We start from the raw sequence: 22,488 nt of genomic DNA, 5'->3' as shown, positions 1-22,488 counted from the left end.
CGGGAGCGATTCTTGCCGATACCCTGCGGCCTATGCGACTCGCCGACGTGATCTCCCAGGTCGAGGCCTGGTACCCGCCGCACCGCGCGGACGACTGGGACGCGGTCGGGCTGGTCTGCGGAGACCCGGATGCCGACGTACGCCGGGTGCTGCTGGCCGTCGACCCGGTGCAGGCCGTTGCCGACGAAGCGGTCGCTCTGGACGCGGACCTGGTGATCGTGCACCACCCGCTGTACCTCAAGGGCGTGACCTCGGTCGCCGCGAGCACGCCCAAGGGCCGGATCGTGCACCAGCTGCTCGGTGCCGGCTGCGGGCTGCTGACCGCGCACACCAACGCGGACTCGCCAGCCGGCGGGGTCAGCGAGTCGATCGCGCTGGCGCTCGGCCTGACTGACGTCCGACCGCTCGACCCGGACTCCCTCGAGCCGCGCGACAAGATCTCCGTGTTCGTGCCGGTCGCCGACGCCGACCGGGTCCGCACGGCGATGACTGACGCGGGTGCCGGCGCGATCGGGGACTACGACTCGGCCAGCTTCAGCACGCCTGGCGAGGGCCGGTTCCGACCGCTGGCCGGCGCGAACCCGACGATCGGGACGGTCGGTGACCTCGAGGTCGTCGACGAGATCCGGGTAGAGGTCGTCGCCGACCGGTCCCGTCGTACGGCGGTGGTCAGCGCCCTGGTCGAGGCGCACCCCTACGAGGAGCCTGCGTACGACGTCGTAGCGCTCGCCGCCCTGCCCGACCCGACCCGCGGCTCGGGCCGGATCGGCGAGCTCCCGGCGCCGACCACGCTCCGTGCCTTCGCCGACCTCGCGGCCGGTGTCTTCCCGGCCACCGCGCAGGGCCTCCGCATCGCTGGCGACCCGGAGCACGAGATCCGCACCGTGGCGCTCTGCGGGGGCTCCGGCGACTTCCTGCTCGATCGAGCACGGGCGGCCGGTGCCGACGTCTACGTCACCTCGGACCTGCGGCACCATCCGGCGTCGGAGTCGCGCGAAGGGGGCGGTCCCGCGCTGGTCGACGTCGCGCACTGGGCTGCCGAGTCGCTGTGGCTGCCGACCCTCCGGGATCGTCTGGTGGAGGCGTTGGACGATACGGTGGCCGTGCACGTGAGCACGATCAACACAGATCCCTGGACCTTCCGGGTCTGACTGCCGAGGAGCACTCCGCTGAAAGCCGATCCGAACGTCCAGCTGAAGCTGCTCGACGTCCAAGAGCTCGACTCCCGTCTGGACGCGCTGCGTCACCAGCTCGCCACCATCCCGGAGGCAGTGGCGCTGGCCGAGCTGGTCCGCGGCCGCTCCGACGTCGACGACGCGGCCCGGGACGCCCGGATCGAGCTGGCCGACCTGGACGAGGAGCAGAAGCGCGCGGACGCCGACGTGGAGCAGGTCAAGGCTCGCCGGGAGCGCGACCAGGCCATGATCGACGCGGGCTCGATCTCCGACCCCAAGGCGCTCCAGCACATGCTGGGGGAGCTGGAGTCGTTGCAGCGCCGGATCTCCGACCTCGAGGACGTCGAGCTCGACGTGATGGAGCGGGTCGAGGCGGCTCAGGCCGAGCTCGCGCACCGCACCGAGGCGCTGGAGAAGATCGACCGCGAGTCCACGGAGCTGGAGGCGACGCGCGCCCAGAAGGCCGCTGACCTCGACGCGGACGTGGCGAAGGTCGTCGACCAGCGCTCGGCCGAGGCGGACGGGATGCCGGCCGACCTGATGGCGCTGTACGAGAAGCTGCGGGCCTCCAAGGGCGGAGTCGGCGCGGCGGCCCTGCGCCGCAAGGAGTGCGAGGGCTGCCACATCACCATCAACGCCGCCGACCTCGCCGTGATCACTGCGAAGCCGATCGACGACGTGGTCCGCTGCGAGGAGTGCGACCGGATCCTGGTGCGCACCCCCGAGTCGGGACTGTGACGGCGGAGACCCAGGTCGAAGCGGAGAAGCCCTCCCAGGGCTGGTCGGCACCGACCGAGCCGCCGACAACCCTGATCCTGGTGCGGCACGGCGTCACCGACCACACCACCCGGAAGCTGTTCTCCGGCGGTCTGGGCGGATCGAACCCGGGCCTGAACGACGAGGGCCGTGACCAGGTCCGGGCGACCGGGGACTGGCTGACGCCGCTCACGGAGGCGATCGACGCCCTCATCGCGAGTCCGGTACGACGCACCCGCGAATCGGCCGAGATCCTCGGGGAGCTCCTCGGCAAGCCGGTCCGCGAGGAGGCCGGCATCGCCGAGATGGAGTTCGGTGCCTGGGACGGGCTCTCCTTCACCCAGATCCAGGAGCAGTACCCGGACGACCTCGCGTCCTGGCTCGGCAACCTCGACTACGCCCCGACCGGCGGCGAGTCGTTCCAGACCGTCGCCGCGCGGGTGATCGAGGGCCGCGACCGGATCCTCGCCGCGCACACCGGCCAGACCGTGGTTGCGGTCAGCCACGTGACACCGATCAAGACCTTGGTGGCGGATGCTCTGGGTGCACCGCTGGACGCGCTCTACAAGATGGAGCTCTCGCCCGCCTCGGTCACGGTGATCTCGTACTACCGCGGCGGATACGGGGGAGACGAGCTGCTCTCCAGCCTGCGGCTCTTCAACGCCCGTCCGACCGACGCACCGTTCGTGACCTAGAGCTCCCGCACGATCACGTCGAGCTGCTGACCGGCCCCTGTTCCTGATCGATCGAGCTTGGGCTGACCGAGCTCGACGTGCCAGCCGAGCCCGCCGAGGTGCTCGGCCAGCGCCGCCGGGGTTCGCGGCTTGCTGCCGTCGAGGAGCAGGTCGCGGACGATCCGGCCCTTGGTGGCCTTGTTGAAGTGGCTGACCACCTTGCGCTCGGTCCCGACCTCGTGGAGGACCCGCATCGTCGCGACCTTGGGGCCGATCGCGGCCGGCGGTCGCCAGAAGCCGGCGTACATCCCGGAGCGCAGGTCGACCACGAGGCCGTTGCCGGCCGCGGGGGTCAGCACCGCGTCGAGGTGGTCGCGCCAGAAGGAGCTGACGATGCCGATGCCCGGGAGGTTGGTGTCGCCGGAGAGCCGGTACGCCGGGATCGGGTCGTTGGGCCGGACCACCCCGAACGCCGAGGACATGATCGCCAGCCAGCGCGTCGCCCGGGTCCTGGCCGGTCCTTCGAGCTCGGTCAGGCCGAGAGCGTCGTACAGGACTCCGGTGTAGACGCGGTCGGCACGCGCGGCGGGGGCGCCCAGCAGAGCGGCGTTCGCGTCTACGTGAGCGGCCTGCGTCGGGCCCAGTCCGAGCACCTCGGCAGCCTTGGCGGGATCGGTGGCGCAGAGGTCCACCAGGGCTTCGAGGACGGCAGTGCGCGCGCCGGCCAGCCCAGCGAAGTCGAGGGCATCCAGGGCCAGCGGCTTGCCGCGGCGTGGCGCAGCTTTTCCTTCGGACGGTGGCAGCAGGATCAGCACCGCGCAAGCCTAGGAGACGCGCCGTGCGCCCGCTTCGCGGCCCCGATGCATAGGGTGTTCGGAGGTCGTCCCCGACAGAGGAGTGAACGTGAGCAGTCGCGTCCTGCGCGTCCGCAATTCGGTGCCGGCGCTGGAGGACGGCATCGCCGCTATCCAGCAGGAGCAGAAGCTGGACCCGGCGTTCCCGCCGGCGGTCGTTGCCGAGGCGGTGGCCTCGGCCCGGGAGCCGCGGTTGCCGGCCCTGGATCGCACCGACCTGGCGTTCATCACGATCGACCCGGCTGGGTCGATGGATCTCGACCAGGCGATGCACCTGGAGCGGGACGGCGACGGCTTCGTCGTGCACTACGCGATCGCGGACGTCGCGGCGTACGTCACTCCCGGGGGAGCGATCGACGTCGAGGCCCGGCGCCGCGGCGAGTCCCTGTACGGGGCCGAGTCGAAGATCCCGCTGCACCCGAAGGAGCTCTCGGAGGGCGCGGCCTCGTTGCTCCCGGAGCAGACCTGTCCGGCGTTCCTGTGGACGATCAAGCTCGACGCGACCGGGGTCGCGACCGACGGCCGGGTCGAGCGCGCCCTGGTGCGTTCCGTCGCGCGCTACGACTACGAGGGCGTCCAGAAGCAGATCGACTCGGGCCAGGCGGACCCGATGCTGTTGCTGCTCCGGGAGATCGGCCTGCTCCGCCAGAAGCAGGAGGCGGAGCGCGGCGGGGTCAGCCTGCCGATGCCCGAGCAGGTCGTCGACTGCGTGCCGGCCGGCGGTGGCACGTCCTGGTCGCTGGACTTCCGCCGGCTGCTGCCGGTGGAGGACTGGAACGCGCAGATCTCGCTGCTCACCGGCTTCACGGCGGCGCGGATCATGGTCGAGGGCAAGGTCGGGATCCTGCGCACGTTGCCGCCGGCCGACCCCCAGGCGGTCAAGCGGCTGCGGCGTACGGCGCGCGGGCTCGGCATCGACTGGCCCGGGGCGCAGGAGTACCCGGACTTCATCCGCTCCCTGGACCCGGAGAAGCCGCACCACCTGGCGATGGTCACGGCCTGCACCTCGCTGCTGCGCGGCGCCGGCTACGCCGGCTTCAACGGGACCGTCCCCGAGCAGCCGCAGCACGCCGCGCTCGCCTCCGCGTACGCGCACGTCACCGCGCCGCTGCGCCGGCTGGTGGACCGCTTCGGCCTGGAGATCTGCGCTGCCCTGTGCGCCGGTACGCCGGTCCCCGCGTGGGTGCTGGAGGCCCTGCCGGAGCTGCCGGACACGATGCGCGAGTCCGGGCGTCGGGCCAACGCCTACGAGAACGCGGTGATCAACCTGGTCGAGGCCGCGACCCTGCAGGGCCGGATCGGGGAGACGTTCTCGGGCGTCGTCGTCGAGGCGGATCGCGAGGACGCCCGCAAGGGCGACGCGGTGGTCCGGGACGCAGCCGTCGAGGCGCCGGTGAGCGGATCGCAACCGCTGCCGATCGGCGAGGAGCTGACCCTGACGCTGGCCGAGGCGGACCCGGCCACGCGCAAGGTCCGCTTCACGGCCTGAGCCGGCTACCGGGACTTCGCCCCGATCCAGTCGGCCGCCAACGGCTCGCGCTGGAACGCGACGAAGATCGACGACTCCTCGTCGGGTCGGAGCGGGTCGAACAGCACCTCGACCGCGCCGGCCCCGACCCGCAGGTCGGTCGACCGGGTGTACCGCGTGACCCAGCGGTTCTGACCCTCGGAGTCGGGATAGCGCACCGTCACGGTCGCTCCGGCTGGTCGGCTGCTGCCGGTGTCGTCGGAGGAGAGGTGCACCCGGACCTCGGTGACCTCGCCGGCGACCCGGGCTCCGTGCAGGAGCAGCCGGTCGCGCTCGCGCACGGACGCCGCCCGGGCCCGGGCGCTCTGCACGGCCCAGCGCACCGTCAGAGCCGATCCGGCCAGCAGCAGCACCGGCACCCAGACCGGCGCGGCGTAGGCGACCCAGCTCGCCCATCCCCAGTCCCGGTCGTGGTGGAACGTCGGATCCACCCGGGTGCCGACCTTCAGCGGGCCGGTCCACGCGGGCACCACGGCGATGAAACCGGCGGTGAACCCGAGCACCGCCACCGGGGCCGGCAGCAGCCAGGGCCGCTCACCGCCGCGGTAGCGGGTGATCGCCCAGGTGTAGAGCGGCAGCCCGGCGAGACCGCCCAGGACCGCCGCGATCACGCCTGCCGGCAGGAGGTACGGATGGCGCTCGGCGAGCGCCCTCCGGTCGTCGAAGATGCTGTCGATGACGCCGTGCCGCATCTCGTCGACCAGCATGGACCCGGTCGCGCCCGCGAAGACCGCCGCGGCTCCCAGCGCGATCAGCGCCGTCGTACCGATCATCAGCAGGCGCTGGTTGCCCAGCTGTCCGCGCAACATCTCTCTTCGGCTCACGGCCGGATCTACGAGGCTCACCCGAGGACCTCCCTCACCCCGGGCCCAGTACCCGGAACGACATGCTAGCGACCGGGCCCCGTACGAGGCACTAGGCTGTCGCTGCGGATGGGCTGGCCGGGCGACCGCGTTGGGGGCGACTCCACCGAGGAAGGTCCGGGCTCCACAGGGCAGGGTGGTGGCTAACGGCCACCCGAGGTGACTCGCGGGAAAGTGCCACAGAAAACAGACCGCCACCGGTCTTCGGGCCGGCGGTAAGGGTGAAACGGTGGTGTAAGAGACCACCAGCGAGGCGGGAGACCGTCACGGCTAGGCAAACCCCACCTGGAGCAAGATCAGACAGTGAGCGTTCGAGGGCGGCCCGCCTGAGCTCACGGGTAGATCGCAGGACGGTGTCGGCAACGGCACCGCTAGATGGATGGTCGCCAGTCCCGGCGTCGTGAGGCGCCGGGAGGAACAGAACCCGGCCTATGAGCCAGCCCGTCCGCACCACCGAACTGACAACAACGTCTACAAGTGCGCTGATGTGAGGTAGGGAAGCGCAACTTTCCGCGGGTTGCCGAGTAGCTTGATGGGAACGCCAACGGCCAGCAAGAACTCTATGGCGGAAGTGAAGGCGGGGCCGATGAACCGATTGCTGTGCCTGGTCTTGGTTCCGCTCGCGTGCGGTTCTGCGCCTTTGGTGATCGCCGGGCAGGCGGAGCGTGACCAAGCGACCAACCTCGTCAGTCCAGGAACCGTGCTGGTTGAGGGGCTCGCGCCTCTCGTAGGCGTGGTCTCCGTCCTTGCCTACGCTTGGCTAGCTGCTAGCGCGAGGCCCATCAAGGTGTACGCCTTGTACATGGTCGCTGCGATCAGCTTCCTAGGCACGAGAATGGTGGTTCGGCACAATCTGGACCGATATGACGTGCTCGAGGGAACTACGAACTGGTTCAACGCCTTGCAGGTAGTCGACCTCCTTCTGTTCTTCCTGCTTCCCGCTGCCGCATTGGTGGCAGGCGCTATGTGCATTCGGGTTCCGAGTGCGGATGTGAGGGAGCGTGGGAATGGGATTCCTTCGTCTCGCAGGTGGCCTAGGAGCCAGCCCGTCCGCACCCGCAGATAGGATTCGACCCGTGCCAAGTCTTGCTCGGGTCTCCCGCATCAACGTTCTGACCGCGATCCGGGACCACGGCCTGCAGGGTGCCGGACCGTTCCTGGAGGCGCTCGGCTTCGAGGGGCCTAGCGACGAGGTGCTGGTCGAACGCGGCCGCCGGTACGACGCCCGCGCGCTGCTCGCCTACGCCCACGGCAAGGCGACGGGGGAGCCCCTCACCCCGGACCAGGTCTCGCTCGGCTCGCTCAAGGTGCTGTCCGATCTCGGGTTCGAGGTCGCGTTCCGCGCCGACCTCGACCGTGCGAAGCAGGCACCGGCCGCGCGGACCCGGGTTCCGGGCACCCCGAAGCCGCGGGCGTCCCGAGCGGCCGCACCGGCCAAGCCGGAACCTGTCGTCGCGCTCTGCCCGTCGTGCTTCACGCAGCTGTCGAAGATGGGGACCTGCGACTTCTGCGAGTAGGTGTCAGCCTGGCGAGGGAGGAGCGCAGACCCTACGATCGGCCGATGAGCACGACGCAAGCCTTCCGTCACAGCGTCGTCGCCCCGTTGCTCCCGGCGGAGGCGGTCGCCGCGCTGCCGCGGCGCAAGCCGATGGAGCTCTGCGCGCTCGCAGGGCTCGTCGTCGGCGTCAGCGTGCTCGTCCTGGATTTCTACGCCTTCACGGATTGGGGCGGCTCGCCCGGATCCCCGGGGGAGGCCCTGCACCAGGGACTGTTCTTCCTCGCGCCCTGGTTGCTGACGCTGCCGTGGCAGCGCGAGCTGGACCTGCGCCGAGTGCCCTGGTTCTTCGTCTGCCTCTTCGTCTTCCCGTTCGCCAATGCCGGACTAGCGGGCCTCTTCACCTACCGCGCGCTGATGGCGCCGTACCGGACCTGGCGGGCCGCCTACTGGAACGTCCACCGCGCCCGCGCCCTCGTCGGCAGCTCTGCATGGGTCCTGGTCTCCGAAGCCGACGCAGGTCCGGCACCGATGTCGGAGCGGGAAGCGTGGTGGCTCCGGGCCGAGCAGATCGCGTGGTTCGCGATGATCGTCCTGGCCGTTCCGTTGTGGATCTGGCGGGACTCGGTTGAGGGCACGCCGAACCTGGGTGCCGCCTGGGGAATCGCCATCCTCGCGCTGGCCCTCGCTCCGGCAGCCGTGGACCTGGTGCTGCGAACTCGCCGTCGGTTCCGGCGAACCCGCCAAACATCAAGCCCTCTATGAAAGTGTTGACCTCACGCGGTTCCGTCTGAGAATCTCGCGTCATCACCGACCTAGGAGTCCCCGTGTCCGAGCAGACCACCCTCAGCCCCGCCCTCGCCGCCTCGCAGGCGTCGTGGAAGGCCGTCCAGGCGCGTGACAAGGCCGGCTGGCTCTCGCTGATGGCCGACGACATCGTGATCGAGGACCCGATCGGCGTCGCGATCACCAACGAGGACGGCAAGGGCGTCCGCGGCAAGGCGGCGGTCGAGGAGTTCTTCGACAAGAACATCGCCACCAACAACCTGCGGGTCGAGTGCCAGGAGACGTTCCCGTCCAGCTCCGAGCTCGAGGTCGCGCACATCCTGGTGCTGCACAGCGCCTTCGACAACGGGCTGAAGAGCCACGTCCGCGGAGTCTTCTGCTACAAGCTCAACGAGGACCACCTGATCACCAACCTGCGCGGCTACTGGAACATGGACGCGATGGTGTTCGCCGAGGGCGAGGAGTAGGCACCGCGACGCGGGAGCGAGGCGGAATCCTGCGACCCCTTCGTGCGTTGAACAGCGCATGGAGGAGAGCCTCGAGCTGCAAGCACCCGCGATCGTCTTCCCGGGGCAGACCGACACGACGTCGGCGTACCGGGTCGCCTTCGACCTGCTCAGCCGGCGCGCCCCCGACGAGGCGCTGACCGTGCTGGAGCCGGCCCTGGCCGAGGATCCGCGGAACACCGGCCTGCGCACTTTGCGGGCCTGGTCGTACTTCGTGAAGGTCCAGCTCGGCCCGGCCGAGAAGGAGCTCCGTTCGCTGGTCGAGGAGACGCCCGACGGGATCTGGACCCGGTACGCGCTCGGCCGCACCCTTGAGCGCCAGTCCCGGTACGACGACGCACTCCCGCACCTGCGGCTCGCGGCGGCGATGTCCGGCGACCCCGAGCACGAGCTGGCGGTGCTGCGGGTGGAGCGGCTGGCCGGGAAGCTCTAAGCCTGAGTCAGGATTTCCGCGCCGGTCTCGGTGACCAGCAGCGTGTGCTCGAACTGGGCGGAGATCCGGCGGTCCTTCGTGACGACCGTCCAGTCGTCGTCCCACATCTCCCACTCGTGGGTGCCGAGGTTGAGCATCGGCTCGATGGTGAACGTCATCCCGGGCTGGATCAGGGTGTCGTACTGCGGATCGTCGTAGTGCGCGACGATCAGCCCGGAGTGGAACGCCGTACCGATGCCGTGGCCGGTGAACTCGCGCACCACGCCGTACCCGAACCGCTTGGCGTAGGCCTCGATCACCCGCCCGATCACGTTCAGCTGCCGGCCCGGCTTCACCGCCTGGATCGCCCGGCGCAGCGACTCCTGGGTGCGCTCCACCAGCTCGCGCACCTCGTCGCTGACGCCCGGGGTCAGGAAGGTGGCGTTGGTGTCGCCGTGCACGCCGCCGACGAACGCGGTGATGTCGATGTTGACGATGTCCCCGTCCTCGACCACCCGGCTGTCCGGGATGCCGTGGCAGATCACCTCATTCGCGCTGGTGCACAGCGACTTCGGGAAGCCGCGGTAGCCGAGCGTCGAGGGGTAGGCGTCGTGGTCGAGCAGGAACTCGTGCCCGATCCGGTCCAGCTCGTCGTGGGTGACACCCGGTACGACGTTCCGGCCGACCTCCGCCAGCGCCTGGGCCGCGATCCGGCCGGCGATCCGCATCCGCTCGATGGTCTCGGCGTCCTTGACCTCGGAGCCGCTGTACTTCGCCGGCGCCGGCTTGTCGACGTACTCCGGTCGCGGGATGTGCGCGGGGACCGGACGACGCGGCGAGATGGTGCCGGGGGCTACGGGAGTCACGCCGGTGAGTCTAGAGTCGCGGTCATGGACGAAGAGTTCTGGTACTGCCTCAAGCACCACGAGGTCGAGGGCAACGACGGCTGCAAGAGCTCCGACCGCCTCGGCCCGTACCCGACGGCCGAGGACGCCGCGCGCGCTCTCGACAAGGTCGCCGAGCGCAACGACGAGTGGGACAACGACCCGGTCTGGAACGATCCGCCGAAGAAGGGCCGCAAGTGGGGCCTGGGAAAGAGTGACGAGGCGTGACCGACCAGCACCCGCCGGAGCAGGATCCCGGGCAGATCCCTGGCCGGATCAAGGACATCCGGGTCTACCGGGACTCGTTCATCGGGATGATCGTGCTGGCCTGCATCCCGTTCCTGATCTTCGGAGCGCTCAACGTCTACGGCTGGGTGGCGGCGCTAGCGCTCTTCGTGATCTGGGTGCTGATCCTGCTGCAGGGGACCCGCTGGTTCATGACCTACCCGCGCCGGGTGGTCTGGCTCGGCGTCCTGGCGTTCGCCTGCTGGTTGGCCGTGGTAGTGGTCGCCCGGACCACCTGAGCAGCCGGCTCAGGAGAGCCGAGGCCGCACCCGCAGCACCGCGTCGTTGCTTCCGTTCGACGTCGTGACCAGCAGGTCCCCGTTGGGCGCGACGCTGATCGAGCGCAGCCGGCCGAACGACTTCAACGCCGCCGGAGCGCGGGTCCAGAGCAGCTTCCCGGCCTTGTCGAACCGCAGGAACAGCACCTGGTTGGTCCTCAGGGCGGCGACGGCGAGGGTGCCGTTGAGGTCGCCCCACTGCGCACCGCGGACGAAGGTTCCGCCGGACGTCGCCAGCGTCGGGTCGCCGGAGCGCCAGCGGGCGCCGTACTGGACGCCGGGGAGGGCGTGGTTCGTCATCGGCGGCGCCTCGTCGTACCCGGGTCCGGGCCGCCACCCGAAGTTGCCGCCGTTGACCAGCCGGTTCACCTCGTCGTCGCGGTAGGTGCCCTGCTCGATCGACCAGAGGGTGCCGTCGGCCCGCTGCGCCAGGCCCTGCACGTTGCGGTGCCCGTAGGTGAGGACGTAGCGGCGGACCTTGGACTTCGCCTTCGGCCACTTGTTGGTGGGCCACGGCGCGCCGGTCATCCGGTTGAGCCGCAGCGTCTTCCCGCCGAAGGAGCGCAGGTTCTGCGGGTTCGCGGTAGTCGCCGCGTCGCCGGTCCCGACGATCAGCGCGCCGTTGCGGGTGATCAGCAGCCGGCAGCCGCCGTGCCGACCCGAGGTGGCCGGGAAGCCCTTGACCAGGGTGCGCACGTACCGCACCCCGGTGTACGCCGCGTTGAGGCGCCAGGCGACCACCCGGACGTCGTGCCCGCCACCGGCGGTGAAGCCGCCCTGGCAGGTGTAGATCCGGCGGTTCTTCGCGAACGCGGGATCCACCTCCAGGCCCATCACGCCGGTCTCGCCGGAGGACCACACCTTCGAGGCCGCGAAGCCGGTGAGCACCTTCTTGACGCCGTTGTGCCAGACGATCAGCCGGCGGTTGGCGCGCTCGTCGATCAGCAGCCGGCCGCCCGGGAGCGGCTGCACGTCCCACGGGATGCTCAGCCCGGTCACCTGCCGGGTCACCGTCAGGGTCGGCATCGCGCTCTGCCGGTCGGGGGCCGCCACCCCTGGGGAGGCGGTCGGCGCCACCAGGGCGGCAACGGCGGCGAGGACGACGGTGGCGAGTCCGAGTCGGCGCATGTGCTGACCCTACGCGCCTCAAATAGGGAGAGAAAGGGGCAAATCCGGTCTAGCGCCGTACGGCGAGCAGCACGCTGTCAGTCACCGTGACCGGGCCGTCGGCACCGGCGACCTCGCGGGTCGGGGCCGCGGCAACGCGGACCTCCCAGGCGTCGCCGGCGAACAGCGCCGCCACCTTCTCCGGGGTGAAGAGCAGCTCCGCGTGCCCGTGGCCGTCCCGCAGCCCGGTGCTCAGGTCGGCCGGGTGGTGACCGACGACCAGCAGCATCCCGCCCGGCCGCACTGCGGCCCCGAGGACGTCGCGGAAGTCGGCGAACCGGTCCAGCGGCGGGTGCCAGAACTGCGCCGACACCAGGTCGTAGCTGCCCGGGAGTGGTGCATCGCCGAGCAGGTCGTGCTGGACCGTCGCGACGGTCACCCCGGACTCCTCGGCGTGCGTCCGGGTACGGTCCAGCGCGACGGGGGAGATGTCGAGCGCGGTGACCTGCCAGCCCTGGCGTGCCAGCCAGACGGAGTCGGCGCCCTCGCCCGCGCCCACGTCGAGTGCGTCTCCCGGCGTCAGTCCGGTGACGTGCTCGACGAGGCGCGGGTTCGGGTTGCCGCTCCACACCCGGTCGGATTCTCGGTAGCGGGCGTCCCAGGTGGCTTGGCTGTAGCGCTCGTTCATGTGCTCAACGATGACGGTTCATGTCGAGGTGAAGTCAAGCGCCGGATTCAGAAGGTGTGCTCCGGGCCGGGGAAGGTCCCGGCCTTGACGTCGGCCGAGTACTCCCGGGCCGCCTGGGTGAGCACGGCGTTGACGTCGGCGTACTGCTTCACGAAGCGCGCCATCTTGCCGGTGCGCAGCCCGAAGGCGTCCTGCCACACGAGCACCTGGCCGTCGCAGCCGTTGCCGGCGCCGATACCGATCGTCGGGATGGTCAGCTCGGCGCTCACCTGCGCGGCGACGTCACCGGGCACCATCTCCATCACCACGGCGAACGCTCCGGCCGCCTCGACCGCCTTCGCGTCGGCGAGGATGCGCTGCGCGGTCTCGCCGCGGCCCTGGACCCGGTAACCGCCGAGGGCGTGCTCGCTCTGCGGGGTGAAGCCGATGTGCGCCATCACCGGGATGCCGCCTCGGGTCAGCAGCTCGATCTGGCCGGTCATCTCGCGACCGCCCTCGAGCTTCACGCAGTGCGCGCCGCCCTCCTTCATGAAGCGGACCGCCGTGTCGTAGGCCTGCTCCGGGGAGCGCTGGTACGACCCGAACGGAAGGTCGCCGACGACCAGCGCGTGGTGCGCCGACCGGGAGACGGCCCGGGTCAGCGGGAGCAGCTCGTCCACCGTGATCGGCAGCGAGGTCTCGTTGCCGAGGACGTTGTTGGACGCGCTGTCGCCGACCAGCAGCACCTCGATGCCGGCGTCGTCGAACGCGGCGGAGGTGTACATGTCGTACGTGGTGAGCATGGCGAACTTCTCGCCCCGCTCCTTCATCTCCCGCAGGTGGTGCGTGCGGATCCGCTTGCGCGGCGCCGAGCCGCCGTACGGGGACGCGACCTCAGGGTTGTTCTCGCTCATCGTTGAGTTCCTTACGTGCTCTCGCAGCTCCCTGACGGAGTCCACGGACCACGAACAACGCTAGACCCGTTCGGGAGGTTTTGCGCCTGTGTCGCTCGTCACCGCCGCGGTCCGGTAGAGGACGTGCGGGCGGAGCGGGTGCCCGTCCGGGAGGCTCGGGTGGTCGAAGTCTCCAGCGGGGTCGCGGACCAGCCCGATCCGTTCCATCACCGCTCGGGAACGGGTGTTCTGGACGGTGGTGAACGAGACGATCTCGGTGAGCCGGTGGTGGTCGAAGCCGTGGGCCAGGACGGCGCGGGCACCTTCGGTGGCCAGTCCCAGGCCCCAGGCGTTCCGGGAGAGCCGCCAGCCGATCTCGACGCACGGGGTGAACGGGGCCTCGAAACGCGGCACCGCGAGCCCGATGAAGCCGATGAAGTCGCCCTCGCCCCGGCGTTCCACGGCGAAGAGGGCCGGGCGGTCGGAATCGAGCAGGTCGTGCTGGCGCTGGGCGTGCGCGTTGCTCTCTGCCGTCGTCAGCGGCGCCGGGAAGAACTCCATCACGACGGGGTCGGCGTTCAGCACGGCGTACGGCGCCAGGTCCTCCTGACGCCATTGCCGCAGCAGCAGCCGAGGCGTTCGGAGCTCGTGCATCAGTGCCGGCCGGGACCGTAGGCCCGACCCACCGTCGCGACCCGCACCTGATAGTCGGAGTACCAGGTGTCCTGGCCTCGCTGCTGGGCGACGGCGTGCTCGTGGACGTCCTTCCAAGCACGCGCCGAGGCGTCGTCGGCCCAGTACGAGACGGTGATCCCGAAGCCGGCCTCGTCGCGCGCAGACTCGTAGCCGAGGTAGCCGGGCTGCTCCTTGGCGAGCGCCTGCATCCGGGCACCCATCACGGCGTACCCCTGGTCGCCCTCGGTGCGGAGGTTGCTGAAGATCACCGCCGTGTACGGCGGGTCCGGGAGGTCGGCGATTCCGGTCATGGGGCCAGTCTGCCGGGTGGATCCGTCTAGCGTAGGCGCCATGGGCTGGACGAAGATCAACGTGTTCTTGGCGGTGGCTCTCGGCGGGGTGCTCCTGTCGGGATGCGGTGACGCCGGAACGGCTGAGGTCCCGGCATCGTCCGGGAAGACAGGAGCGGAGCCGATGTCGGTGCTGGTCGAGGCCTTCGGAAGCGGTGCGACCCCGCTGGTCCGCGTGGACTTCGCCGACGACTCTGCCTGGCAGAAGGTGATCGACGAGGTCATCCGTCCGGTCAACCTCGAGGATCCGGAGGCTGAACCGACCGAGGACGACTACCAGCCCCACGTCGAGCAGGTGGCCGACCGTCATTTCGACGGGCTGGCACCCGCAGACATTGCTGCCGAGTGGGACCGTGCGCAAGACGTCGCTGGCTACGCCCTGATCGCCGACGCGCGGTCCATGGCGGAGGCTGCGGCCGGAGGAGAGATCACGGTCGTGTACCTCGACCTCACGCCGACTCCCGAGCTCGAGGCCGAGTTCGGCTGGAAGTACGGCAGATCCTTCAGGACGCTCACCTCGGAGATCGCGAGCATCGAGGCCAACCTGTCGATCTCGAACATGGACTTCGACGAGTTCGCCGATGGCGTCGATCCGCACGACGCCGTGTTCCGTGGCTTCGCGGAGGAGTAGTCCCTCAGCCTCCGGGTGGATCGATGGGTCGGGGTGTGAGTTCTTGGGTGCCTTGGTGGTCGCGGAGGCATGCGCTTTCGCGGATGTCGGCACCCTGTCCGGGACAATGGCGGAGTGAAGGTCGATCGAGGAGCGAGCTGTGTCACTGACGACTAAGGTCTCGGCGCGCGAGGGAGAGCTGCTGCTGTTCAGCCTCACTCCGCCGAAGGAGTCCACGGCCCCGGCTGAGGTGGACCGCATCGCCGAGGTGACCCTGGAGCGACTCGCCGGTCTCGACCTGGACGGGCTGATCCTCTACGACATCGATGACGAGAGCGAGCGGAACCCCGAGGCGCGGCCGTTCCCGTACCTGCCGACTCTGGATCCGGCGGTCTTCTACGCCGACAACCTGGCCGCGTTGGACCTCCCGGTCGTCATCTACCGCTGCGTGGGCAAGTACGACCCCGCCGACCTGGAGGGCTGGCTCGCCGGGCAGGACGTCGAGCGGGTGCTGACCGTCTTCGTCGGCGCCGCTTCCCGTACTACGGAGGTGCGCACCGGTCTCGCCCAGGCGCACGAGGTCCGGAAGGCGACCCGGCCGGAGCTGCTGGTCGGGGGAGTCGCGATCCCCGAACGCCATGCCGGCGGCGGGGACGAGCACCTGCGGCTGATCCGGAAGCAGGGGAACGGGTGCTCGTTCTTCATCTCCCAGGTCGTCTACGACGTCGCCGCCGCGAAGGACCTGCTCTCCGACTACGTCTACGCCTGCCGGGACCAGGGGAGCGAACCGGTACCGGTGGTGTTCACGCTCTCGGTCTGCGGGTCGTACAAGACGCTGACCTTCCTCGAGTGGCTGGGCGTGCAGGTCCCGCGGTGGTTGCGCAACGAGCTGGCGCACTCCGACGACACCCTCGCGGTCTCCTACGAGCACTGCGTCCACGCCGCCGCCGAGCTGGCCGAGTTCGCTCGCCGGCTCCGGGTCCCCTTCGGGTTCAACGTCGAGAGCGTCTCGAACCGGAAGGTCGAGATCGACGCCTCGGTCGACCTCGTCCGCGAGGTGGCGCAGCTGCTTCGCCGGTAGTGCTTCGACACCGGACCTGCGATCGGCAAGACTGGTGGGGTGGACTTCGACTCCAGCTATGCGCACGGGTTCGCCCGGGTGGCCGCCTGCACGATCCCGGTCGCCATCGCTGATCCCGCGACCAACGCCGCGACCGTGCTCGCGGAGGTCCGGGCGTGCCACGACGAGGGTGTTGCGGTCGCGGTGTTCCCGGAGCTGTGCCTGACCGGGTACGCGATCGACGACCTGGTGATGCAGGACGTCGTGCTGGACGCCGCGTTGGAGGCGATCGCGGAGATCGTGCTCGCGAGCGACGACCTGCGCCCGGTCATCGTCGTCGGCGCTCCGCTCCGCAAGGGGCACCGGCTCTACAACTGCGCGGTCGTGATCCAGGGAGGCGCGATCCTCGGCGTCGTACCGAAGGGGCACCTGCCGACGTACCGCGAGTTCTACGAGGCCCGGCACTACGCCTCGGGTGCCGACGAGATCGGCGGCACCATCGACCTGCACGGGGAGCAGTACGCGTTCGGGCCGGACCTGCTCTTCGAGGCCGCGGACGTCCCCGGGCTCGTCCTGCACGTGGAGATCTGCGAGGACATGTGGGTCCCGGTGCCGCCGAGTGCGACCGCCGCGCTGGCCGGCGCCACCGTGCTCGCGAACCTCTCCGGCAGCCCGATCACGGTGGCCCGGGCCGAGGACCGCCGCCAGCTGGTCAGCAGCGCGAGCTCCCGGTGCCTCGCCGCCTACCTGTACGCCGCGGCCGGGGAGGGCGAGTCGAGCACCGACCTGTCCTGGGACGGCCAGACGATGGTCTACGAGTGCGGCGAGCTGCTGGGGGAGAGCGAGCGGTTCCCGGACGGACCCCGCCGCACGGTCGTCGACGTCGATCTCGACCGGATCCGTCAGGACCGCCTCCGCCAGGGCACCTTCGACGACAACCGCCGGTCCGCCGGCATCGATCCCGACGGCTATCAGCGGATCGAGTTCACGCTCGACCCGCCGACCGGCGACATCGGCCTGCTCCGCCCCGTGGACCGCTTCCCGTTCGTGCCGAACGACCCCGACCGGCTGGCCCAGGACTGCTACGAGGCGTACAACATCCAGGTCAGTGGCCTGGAGCAGCGCCTCCGGGCGATCGACAATCCGAAGGTCGTCATCGGCGTCTCCGGCGGCCTCGACTCCACGCACGCGCTGATCGTGGCGGCGAAGGCGATGGACCGGCTCGGCCGGCCGCGCAGTGAGATCCTGGCGTTCACGATGCCGGGCTTCGCGACCACGGACTACACCAAGAACAACGCCACCCGGCTCTGCAAGGCGCTCGGGGTCAGCTTCGAGGAGCTGGACATCCGGCCCGCGGCGACGCAGATGCTCGACGACCTCGGGCACCCGTACTCGGAGGGCCAGGACGTCTACGACGTCACCTTCGAGAACGTCCAGGCGGGTCTGCGCACCGACTACCTGTTCCGGATCGCCAACCACCGCGGCGGCATCGTGCTCGGCACCGGCGACCTCTCCGAGCTGGCCCTCGGCTGGTGCACGTACGGCGTCGGCGACCAGATGTCGCACTACGCGGTGAACACCGGCGTACCGAAGACGCTGATCCAGCACCTGATCCGCTGGGCGGTCTCCACGGACCAGTTCGATGGTGAAGTCGACGCCGTCCTGATGGAGATCGTCGAGCAGGAGATCACCCCCGAGCTGATCCCGACCAAGCCCGGCGAGGTGCCGCAGAGCACCGAGGCGAAGATCGGTCCGTACGCGCTCCAGGACTTCACCCTGTACTACGTGCTGCGGCACGGGTTCCGGCCCAGCAAGATCGCGTTCCTGGCCCGGCACGCCTGGTCCGACCCCGAGCGCGGCGCCTGGCCGGAGGGCTATCCGGAGGATCGCCGGATCGGCTACGACCTGCCGACGATCAAGTCCTGGCTCGGTGTCTTCGTGAACCGGTTCTTCGGGTTCAGCCAGTTCAAGCGCTCGGCGCTGCCGAACGGCCCGAAGGTCTCCTCGGGCGGCTCGTTGTCACCGCGCGGCGACTGGCGGATGCCCTCGGACGCCAACGCGCGGGTCTGGCTCGCCGATCTGGAGAAGGTGCCGACTCGGTAACTCCGAGGATGACCCCTGTGGATAACTAAATCCGATATTCCTCGTAACGCCCTAATGTTCCCTCCATCCTACAAGTGACGATGGAGGGAACATGAAGCGAGTCATCACCATGATCGCCGCCAGCATGGCGATCCTCGGACTGACGCTGGGCGCGGCCGCGCCCGCGATGGCGGTCGCCTGGAAGTCCAAGACGGATCCGCTGTTCGGCTACGAGGACGGCGACAAGTTCGGCAAGGCCTACGGCAACTACTACAACGACGGCAACGTCAGCGCGATGAGCACGTCGTACCAGTACGACATCCAGGCGGGCGGCAACAACGTCCGGATGGAGACCGACTTCTACTTCTACGAGGTCGGCGCCGGCTGCACCGGAGGCGGTGCCTGCTGGGTCTTCGACGTGTCGAAGCAGACGCCCGAGAGCAACGACGCGGCCTGGATCAAGGCGTCGCGTGCCCGCAACCTGCACGGCAAGGCAACCGGCACCCGCGGAGGCATCAACATCTGCGAGATCCAGGCCTGGCACCCCGATCCCTGCAGCGCGCACGCCTGGCCGTCCTTCAGCTACTGACCTGCTGATGGTGAGCTTGCCTTCGGCAGCTGTGGCGGTGGCTCAGGCTGGAGACCTGAGCCACCGCTACGGGCGGCACGACGCCCTCATCGACGTCACGTTCAGCCTGGCTCCCGGGGTGACGGGCCTGGTCGGCGTCAACGGTGCCGGGAAGTCGACCCTGCTCCGGCTGCTCAGCACGACGCTGCTGCCCCGGTCCGGGTCGCTGACCTTGTTCGGCTCGGATCCGGCGCACCAGCTCGCGGATGTACGGCGCCGCATCGGCTACATGCCGCAGTCCCTCGACATCCCCGGAGGGCTGGGTGTGCGCGACTTCCTCGCCTACATGGCGTGGCTGCGGGGCTACGGCCGACGGCAGCGACCCGACCTGATCGATCAGGCGCTCGTCGCCACTGATCTGACCGGCCGGGGGAGGTCCCGCGTCGGCAGCCTGTCCGGCGGGATGCTCCGCCGACTCCTGCTCGCCCAGGCGGTGCTGGGGGAGCCCGAGCTGCTCGTCCTCGACGAGCCCACCGCGGGCCTGGATCCCGAGCAACGGGTCCGGGTGCGTGAGCTGATCGGGCGGACCCGGCCGGATTGCGCGACGGTGGTCAGCAGCCACCTCATCGAGGACCTGGTGCCCGTGGCGCGCCGGGTGCTGATGCTCGACGGCGGACAGCTGGTCTTCGACGGGTCGATCGACGAGCTGGGGGCGCGCGGAGCCGGACTGGTCGCCGCCGGCAGTGGGCTGAGTGCCCACGAGGCGGCGTTCCTGAGTCTGTTGTCCGAGCGGGTGGCCACGTGAATCGCTGGACCGGCGGCATCTTCCTGCTCCCGCTGGCTGCGCTCAACGTGTACGTGCTCTGCGCCTTCGGGGCGCCGTGGCCCGGTCAGTGGATGTGGACCATCGACAGCGTCACCGGCGGCACGGTGCTCACCGCACCGCTGACCGCCGCTTTCGCTGCCTGGATCGCGCTCGGCCAGACGCGGATGGCGGAGCTGACCGACTCGACCCTCCGCGGAAGGCTGGTCCTGCTGCTCAGCGCACAGCGTGCCTGGCTCTGGTCGGCAGCGCTGTACCTGACCGCGGCCGTGGGCGCCGCCCTCGTCACCCTGGCCGTCCCGCACGGAGGTCCGGCCCCGTGGTGGGCTGCGCTGATCGGGCCGCTGGTGCTCGCCGTCGGGGCGCTGCTCGGCGTACTCGCGATCAGGCTCTGGCAGCACCCGATGGCGGCAGTGCTGGTCGGCCCGACCGTCTTCGTCTTCGGCGCGTTCGGGCCGCACCCCTACGCGGCGCTGCTCCGTCCCGGCCCGACCACCGGGTCGCTCGCCGGTCTGGTGTACGACCCGAGGACCTGGGCGGTGCAGATGATCCTGCTGATCCTGATCTGCCTGGCGCTTGCTTTCGGGGTGCTGGTGCGGACGCCGCTCTCGTGGAGCGGTGTGCTGCTCGGAGGGGTGTCCGTGACGGTCGTCATCTTCGGCGCGACGCTCGGCTCGACGCATCACCAGCGGTTCGAGGCCTCCGGAGAGCGACCGGATGCCTGCGTGGGGACCGCGCCACGGATCTGCCTCTCGCCGTCCGAGCGACGCGCGCTGAGTGCGACCGCGACAACGATGAGGACCGGCATCGAGGAGCTGCGTGAGATCGGGGTGGACCTTCCGACGCGGTACGAGGAGCTCCTGCCCGGATATCGACCACCGGTCACCGCCGGGATGATCGACGCGGTGGAGGGCGACGCCCGGTTGCGACTCGGGACCGGCCTGCGGAACGTGGCCACGCCGGCCGCCTGTCCGGCCTGGACCGATCCGCGCCAGGCACCGCCTGACGGCGCGTTCGACGGTCGGGACCTGATCGTCGACTGGTTGCTGGTGCGCACGGGGCACGACCCGGTGGCCTCCGAGCCCGAAGCCCGGCGCTGGCTCGCCGAGGCGGACGGCGAAGCTGCGACGAGCTGGGTGTCGGCGACGTTCGGTCAGCTCCGGTCCTGCGCGTTCGACCGGATCTCGTTGCCGTGGACGCAGCCGACCCGGTGAGGGGCAGGGGGAGCGCGGCAGCGGCGTGGTTCGTGGCCCACGACGGTCCGGTCGTGCTGATCGTGACGGTCGTGCTGACGGCGCTGCTCACCGTCGGCGCCGACGGCCTGCTGCCGGTGCCGGGGACAGAACGCGCGCTTCCGGTCTGGCAGCTGATGCCGGCGCTGTTCGCCCTGGTGACCAGTCAGGCAGCGATCAACGGGCTGCCCGCGCAGCACGCCACGTCCCAGGTCTACGCCGCGCGCGCGGCGTGGTGCGTCACGGTGGCAGCGACCGCCGGTGCGTGCGTCCACGTCGTCGACCTGGTCTCGGGTCTCCCGGCGCTGGCCCCGGCGACGATGATCATGGTCGTCGGGGCCTTCGGGTTGTCCTCGGTGATCGGTCGCGGTGCGGTCGTCCTCGGCGCGGCGGCGATGGTGCACATCGTGGTGAACGTCCGCCGTTACGGTGATACCGGCAACCCGTGGCGCTTCGATCAGGGCCTGGTCGCCGTCGTGGTCGGGAGCCTGATCGCGCTCGGGTTCGTCGGCTACGTCCGGTGGGGCAGCAACCGGTTGCGGCCTCGTCACCCAGCGGTAACGAGATACCCCTATCGTTGCCCCCATGGGTAAGCAGGAAGACTTCGTACTCCGCGCGCTCGAAGAGCGCGATGTCCGGTTCGTGCGGTTGTGGTTCACCGACGTCCTCGGCTACCTCAAGTCGGTCGCGATCGCGCCGGCCGAGCTCGAAGGCGCCTTCTCCGAGGGCATCGGGTTCGACGGCTCGGCGATCGAGGGCTTCGCCCGGGTGACCGAGGCGGACATGCTCGCCAGCCCGGACCCCTCGACGTTCCAGATCCTGCCGTGGCGCGGCGACGGCCCGGCAACCGCGCGGATGTTCTGCGACATCACGATGCCGGACGGCTCCGCGTCGTACGCCGACCCGCGGTACGTGCTCAAGCGCACCTTGCAGAGCGCCGCCGACAAGGGCTTCACGTTCTACACCCACCCGGAGATCGAGTTCTACTTGTTCAAGGGCGCGCTCGAGCCGGGCCGGCCGCCGGTGCCGGTCGACCAGAGCGGCTACTTCGACCACACCGCCACCAGTGCCGGCTCCGACTTCCGGCGTGAGGCGATCACGATGCTCGAGGCGATGGGCATCTCGGTCGAGTTCAGCCACCACGAGGGCGGACCCGGCCAGCAGGAGATCGACCTCCGCTACGCCGACGCGCTCTCGACGGCCGACAACATCATGACGTTCCGCACCGTCGTTCGTGAGGTCGCGCTGAGCCAGGGCGTCTGGGCGAGCTTCATGCCGAAGCCGTTCACCGAGCACCCGGGTTCGGGGATGCACACCCACGTCTCGCTCTTCGAGGGCGATCGGAATGCCTTCTTCGAGGGCGGGGCGGAGTACCAGCTCTCGAAGACCGGCCGGCACTTCATCGCCGGCATCCTGCACCACGCCGCCGAGATCACCGCAGTCACCAACCAGTGGGTGAACTCCTACAAGCGGCTGATCGGCGGCGGCGAGGCCCCGTCGTACATCTCGTGGGGGCACAACAACCGCTCCGCGATGGTCCGGGTGCCGATGTACAAGCCGAACAAGGGCCAGTCGACCCGGATCGAGCTGCGCACCATCGACGCTGCCTGCAACCCCTACCTCGCGTTCGCGGTGGTGCTGGCGGCCGGGATGAAGGGGCTGGAGGGCGAGTACGAGCTGCCCCGCGAGTCCGAGGACGACGTCTGGTCGCTGACCGACCGCGAGCGCCAGGCGCTCGGCCTGGAGCAGCTCCCCAAGAGCCTGTACGACGCCATCGGGATCGCCGAGCGCTCGGAGCTGCTCGCCGAGACCCTCGGTGAGCACGTCTTCGACTTCTTCCTGCGCAACAAGCGCCAGGAGTGGGAGGAGTACCGCGGCCAGGTCTCGGCCTTCGAGCGCGACAGAATGCTGCCGGTCATCTAGTC

Annotated in this window: 26 protein-coding genes and 1 other RNA gene; 19 read left to right on the top strand and 8 right to left on the bottom strand. The window is 70.0% G+C overall.

Annotated features, from left to right (window positions below; translation table 11 throughout):
- The first annotated feature begins 32 nt into the window (after positions 1-32).
- The 3 genes from EFK50_RS07450 to EFK50_RS07445 are packed head-to-tail and all read left to right on the top strand — an operon-like array spanning position 33 to position 2,626.
- Positions 33-1,151 (top strand): Nif3-like dinuclear metal center hexameric protein, encoded by a 1,119-nt coding sequence (locus tag EFK50_RS07450; protein WP_123226930.1) that lies wholly within the window; start codon positions 33-35, stop codon positions 1,149-1,151.
- Positions 1,152-1,913, top strand: coding sequence for a zinc ribbon domain-containing protein (locus tag EFK50_RS22615; protein ID WP_425454377.1), 762 nt, complete (start codon positions 1,152-1,154; stop codon positions 1,911-1,913).
- Positions 1,910-2,626 carry a histidine phosphatase family protein gene (locus tag EFK50_RS07445; protein ID WP_246004079.1) on the top strand — a complete coding sequence of 239 codons (717 nt, stop codon included), beginning with the start codon at positions 1,910-1,912 and terminating at the stop codon, positions 2,624-2,626. Before EFK50_RS22615 ends, EFK50_RS07445 begins: the two co-directional genes overlap by 4 nt.
- Here the strand turns inward: EFK50_RS07445 and yaaA are convergent.
- Positions 2,623-3,420: a peroxide stress protein YaaA gene (yaaA, locus tag EFK50_RS07440; RefSeq protein WP_123226928.1), complete on the bottom strand. Its 798-nt coding sequence runs from the start codon at positions 3,418-3,420 to the stop codon at positions 2,623-2,625. The genes EFK50_RS07445 and yaaA overlap by 4 nt on opposite strands.
- An 88-nt stretch (positions 3,421-3,508) precedes the next feature.
- Between yaaA and EFK50_RS07435 the strand changes: the two genes are divergently transcribed.
- On the top strand, positions 3,509-4,948 hold the full coding sequence (locus EFK50_RS07435; RefSeq protein WP_123226927.1) for an RNB domain-containing ribonuclease: 1,440 nt from the start codon (positions 3,509-3,511) through the stop codon (positions 4,946-4,948).
- Positions 4,949-4,953: 5 nt separating this feature from the next.
- On the opposite strand, the gene EFK50_RS07430 is transcribed toward EFK50_RS07435, so the two are convergent.
- Entirely contained in the window at positions 4,954-5,796 is an 843-nt protein-coding gene (locus tag EFK50_RS07430; protein WP_123226926.1) for a hypothetical protein, read from the bottom strand.
- 124 nt (positions 5,797-5,920) lie between these two features.
- Here EFK50_RS07430 and rnpB point away from each other — a divergent pair.
- The 5 genes from rnpB (at position 5,921) to EFK50_RS07400 (ending at position 9,070) form a co-directional block, all read left to right on the top strand.
- An RNA gene (rnpB, locus tag EFK50_RS07425) (RNase P RNA component class A) lies at positions 5,921-6,298 on the top strand.
- A gap of 628 nt (positions 6,299-6,926) precedes the next feature.
- Entirely contained in the window at positions 6,927-7,367 is a 441-nt protein-coding gene (locus EFK50_RS07415; protein WP_123226924.1) for a ScoMcrA-related endonuclease, read from the top strand.
- A 44-nt stretch (positions 7,368-7,411) separates the two neighbouring features.
- Positions 7,412-8,110 (top strand): hypothetical protein, encoded by a 699-nt coding sequence (locus tag EFK50_RS07410; RefSeq protein WP_123226923.1) that lies wholly within the window; start codon positions 7,412-7,414, stop codon positions 8,108-8,110.
- 62 nt (positions 8,111-8,172) lie between these two features.
- On the top strand, positions 8,173-8,598 hold the full coding sequence (locus tag EFK50_RS07405; RefSeq protein ID WP_123226922.1) for a nuclear transport factor 2 family protein: 426 nt from the start codon (positions 8,173-8,175) through the stop codon (positions 8,596-8,598).
- 58 nt (positions 8,599-8,656) lie between these two features.
- Positions 8,657-9,070 carry a tetratricopeptide repeat protein gene (locus tag EFK50_RS07400; protein WP_123226921.1) on the top strand — a complete coding sequence of 138 codons (414 nt, stop codon included), beginning with the start codon at positions 8,657-8,659 and terminating at the stop codon, positions 9,068-9,070.
- On the opposite strand, the gene map is transcribed toward EFK50_RS07400, so the two are convergent.
- The gene (gene map / locus EFK50_RS07395) at positions 9,067-9,915 is read right to left on the bottom strand and encodes a type I methionyl aminopeptidase (protein ID WP_123226920.1); all 849 of its coding nucleotides are present in this window, start codon (positions 9,913-9,915) and stop codon (positions 9,067-9,069) included. The two genes, EFK50_RS07400 and map, sit on opposite strands and share 4 nt — an antisense overlap.
- Positions 9,916-9,939: 24 nt before the next feature.
- Here map and EFK50_RS07390 point away from each other — a divergent pair, with 24 nt between their 5' ends.
- Both EFK50_RS07390 and EFK50_RS07385 read left to right on the top strand, forming a co-directional pair.
- Positions 9,940-10,161 (top strand): hypothetical protein, encoded by a 222-nt coding sequence (locus tag EFK50_RS07390; RefSeq protein ID WP_123226919.1) that lies wholly within the window; start codon positions 9,940-9,942, stop codon positions 10,159-10,161.
- A complete protein-coding gene (locus EFK50_RS07385) occupies positions 10,158-10,457 on the top strand; it encodes a hypothetical protein (RefSeq protein WP_123226918.1) in 300 nt (99 codons plus the stop codon). Before EFK50_RS07390 ends, EFK50_RS07385 begins: the two co-directional genes overlap by 4 nt.
- A 9-nt stretch (positions 10,458-10,466) precedes the next feature.
- On the opposite strand, the gene EFK50_RS07380 is transcribed toward EFK50_RS07385, so the two are convergent.
- Genes EFK50_RS07380 through EFK50_RS07360 form a run of 5 tightly spaced genes read right to left on the bottom strand, consistent with a single transcriptional unit; the run spans position 10,467 to position 14,149 of the window.
- Positions 10,467-11,624, bottom strand: coding sequence for a PQQ-dependent sugar dehydrogenase (locus tag EFK50_RS07380; RefSeq protein ID WP_123226917.1), 1,158 nt, complete (start codon positions 11,622-11,624; stop codon positions 10,467-10,469).
- Positions 11,625-11,673: 49 nt separating this feature from the next.
- On the bottom strand, positions 11,674-12,291 hold the full coding sequence (locus tag EFK50_RS07375; RefSeq protein WP_123226916.1) for a class I SAM-dependent methyltransferase: 618 nt from the start codon (positions 12,289-12,291) through the stop codon (positions 11,674-11,676).
- Between the two features lie 47 nt (positions 12,292-12,338).
- Positions 12,339-13,184, bottom strand: coding sequence for a 3-methyl-2-oxobutanoate hydroxymethyltransferase (gene panB, locus EFK50_RS07370; protein WP_123226915.1), 846 nt, complete (start codon positions 13,182-13,184; stop codon positions 12,339-12,341).
- Positions 13,185-13,244: 60 nt separating this feature from the next.
- A complete protein-coding gene (locus EFK50_RS07365; protein ID WP_123226914.1) occupies positions 13,245-13,817 on the bottom strand; it encodes a GNAT family N-acetyltransferase in 573 nt (190 codons plus the stop codon).
- Positions 13,817-14,149 carry an antibiotic biosynthesis monooxygenase family protein gene (locus EFK50_RS07360; protein ID WP_123226913.1) on the bottom strand — a complete coding sequence of 111 codons (333 nt, stop codon included), beginning with the start codon at positions 14,147-14,149 and terminating at the stop codon, positions 13,817-13,819. Before EFK50_RS07360 ends, EFK50_RS07365 begins: the two co-directional genes overlap by 1 nt.
- Positions 14,150-14,189: 40 nt before the next feature.
- Here EFK50_RS07360 and EFK50_RS07355 point away from each other — a divergent pair, with 40 nt between their 5' ends.
- From EFK50_RS07355 to EFK50_RS07320, 8 genes are all read left to right on the top strand, one after another.
- On the top strand, positions 14,190-14,819 hold the full coding sequence (locus tag EFK50_RS07355) for a DUF6924 domain-containing protein (RefSeq protein ID WP_123226912.1): 630 nt from the start codon (positions 14,190-14,192) through the stop codon (positions 14,817-14,819).
- Between the two features lie 139 nt (positions 14,820-14,958).
- Positions 14,959-15,879 carry a methylenetetrahydrofolate reductase gene (locus tag EFK50_RS07350; RefSeq protein WP_123226911.1) on the top strand — a complete coding sequence of 307 codons (921 nt, stop codon included), beginning with the start codon at positions 14,959-14,961 and terminating at the stop codon, positions 15,877-15,879.
- Positions 15,880-15,918: 39 nt separating this feature from the next.
- Entirely contained in the window at positions 15,919-17,961 is a 2,043-nt protein-coding gene (locus EFK50_RS07345; protein WP_123226910.1) for an NAD(+) synthase, read from the top strand.
- Positions 17,962-18,052: 91 nt separating this feature from the next.
- Entirely contained in the window at positions 18,053-18,529 is a 477-nt protein-coding gene (locus EFK50_RS07340) for a hypothetical protein (protein WP_123226909.1), read from the top strand.
- Positions 18,530-18,566: 37 nt separating this feature from the next.
- Positions 18,567-19,313 (top strand): ABC transporter ATP-binding protein, encoded by a 747-nt coding sequence (locus EFK50_RS07335; protein ID WP_183407709.1) that lies wholly within the window; start codon positions 18,567-18,569, stop codon positions 19,311-19,313.
- Entirely contained in the window at positions 19,310-20,545 is a 1,236-nt protein-coding gene (locus EFK50_RS07330) for a hypothetical protein (protein WP_123226907.1), read from the top strand. The genes EFK50_RS07335 and EFK50_RS07330 overlap by 4 nt, the downstream gene beginning before the upstream one ends.
- The gene (locus EFK50_RS07325; RefSeq protein ID WP_123226906.1) at positions 20,524-21,156 is read left to right on the top strand and encodes a hypothetical protein; all 633 of its coding nucleotides are present in this window, start codon (positions 20,524-20,526) and stop codon (positions 21,154-21,156) included. The genes EFK50_RS07330 and EFK50_RS07325 overlap by 22 nt, the downstream gene beginning before the upstream one ends.
- Entirely contained in the window at positions 21,149-22,486 is a 1,338-nt protein-coding gene (locus EFK50_RS07320) for a glutamine synthetase family protein (RefSeq protein ID WP_123226905.1), read from the top strand. Before EFK50_RS07325 ends, EFK50_RS07320 begins: the two co-directional genes overlap by 8 nt.
- Positions 22,487-22,488 lie beyond the last annotated feature (2 nt).

The sequence above is a fragment of the Nocardioides marmoriginsengisoli genome, assembly GCF_003725695.1.
Lineage (GTDB): Bacteria > Actinomycetota > Actinomycetes > Propionibacteriales > Nocardioidaceae > Marmoricola > Marmoricola marmoriginsengisoli.
The sequence above is the reverse complement of the archived record's forward strand: the minus strand, read 5'-3'. Positions and strand labels throughout refer to the sequence as shown.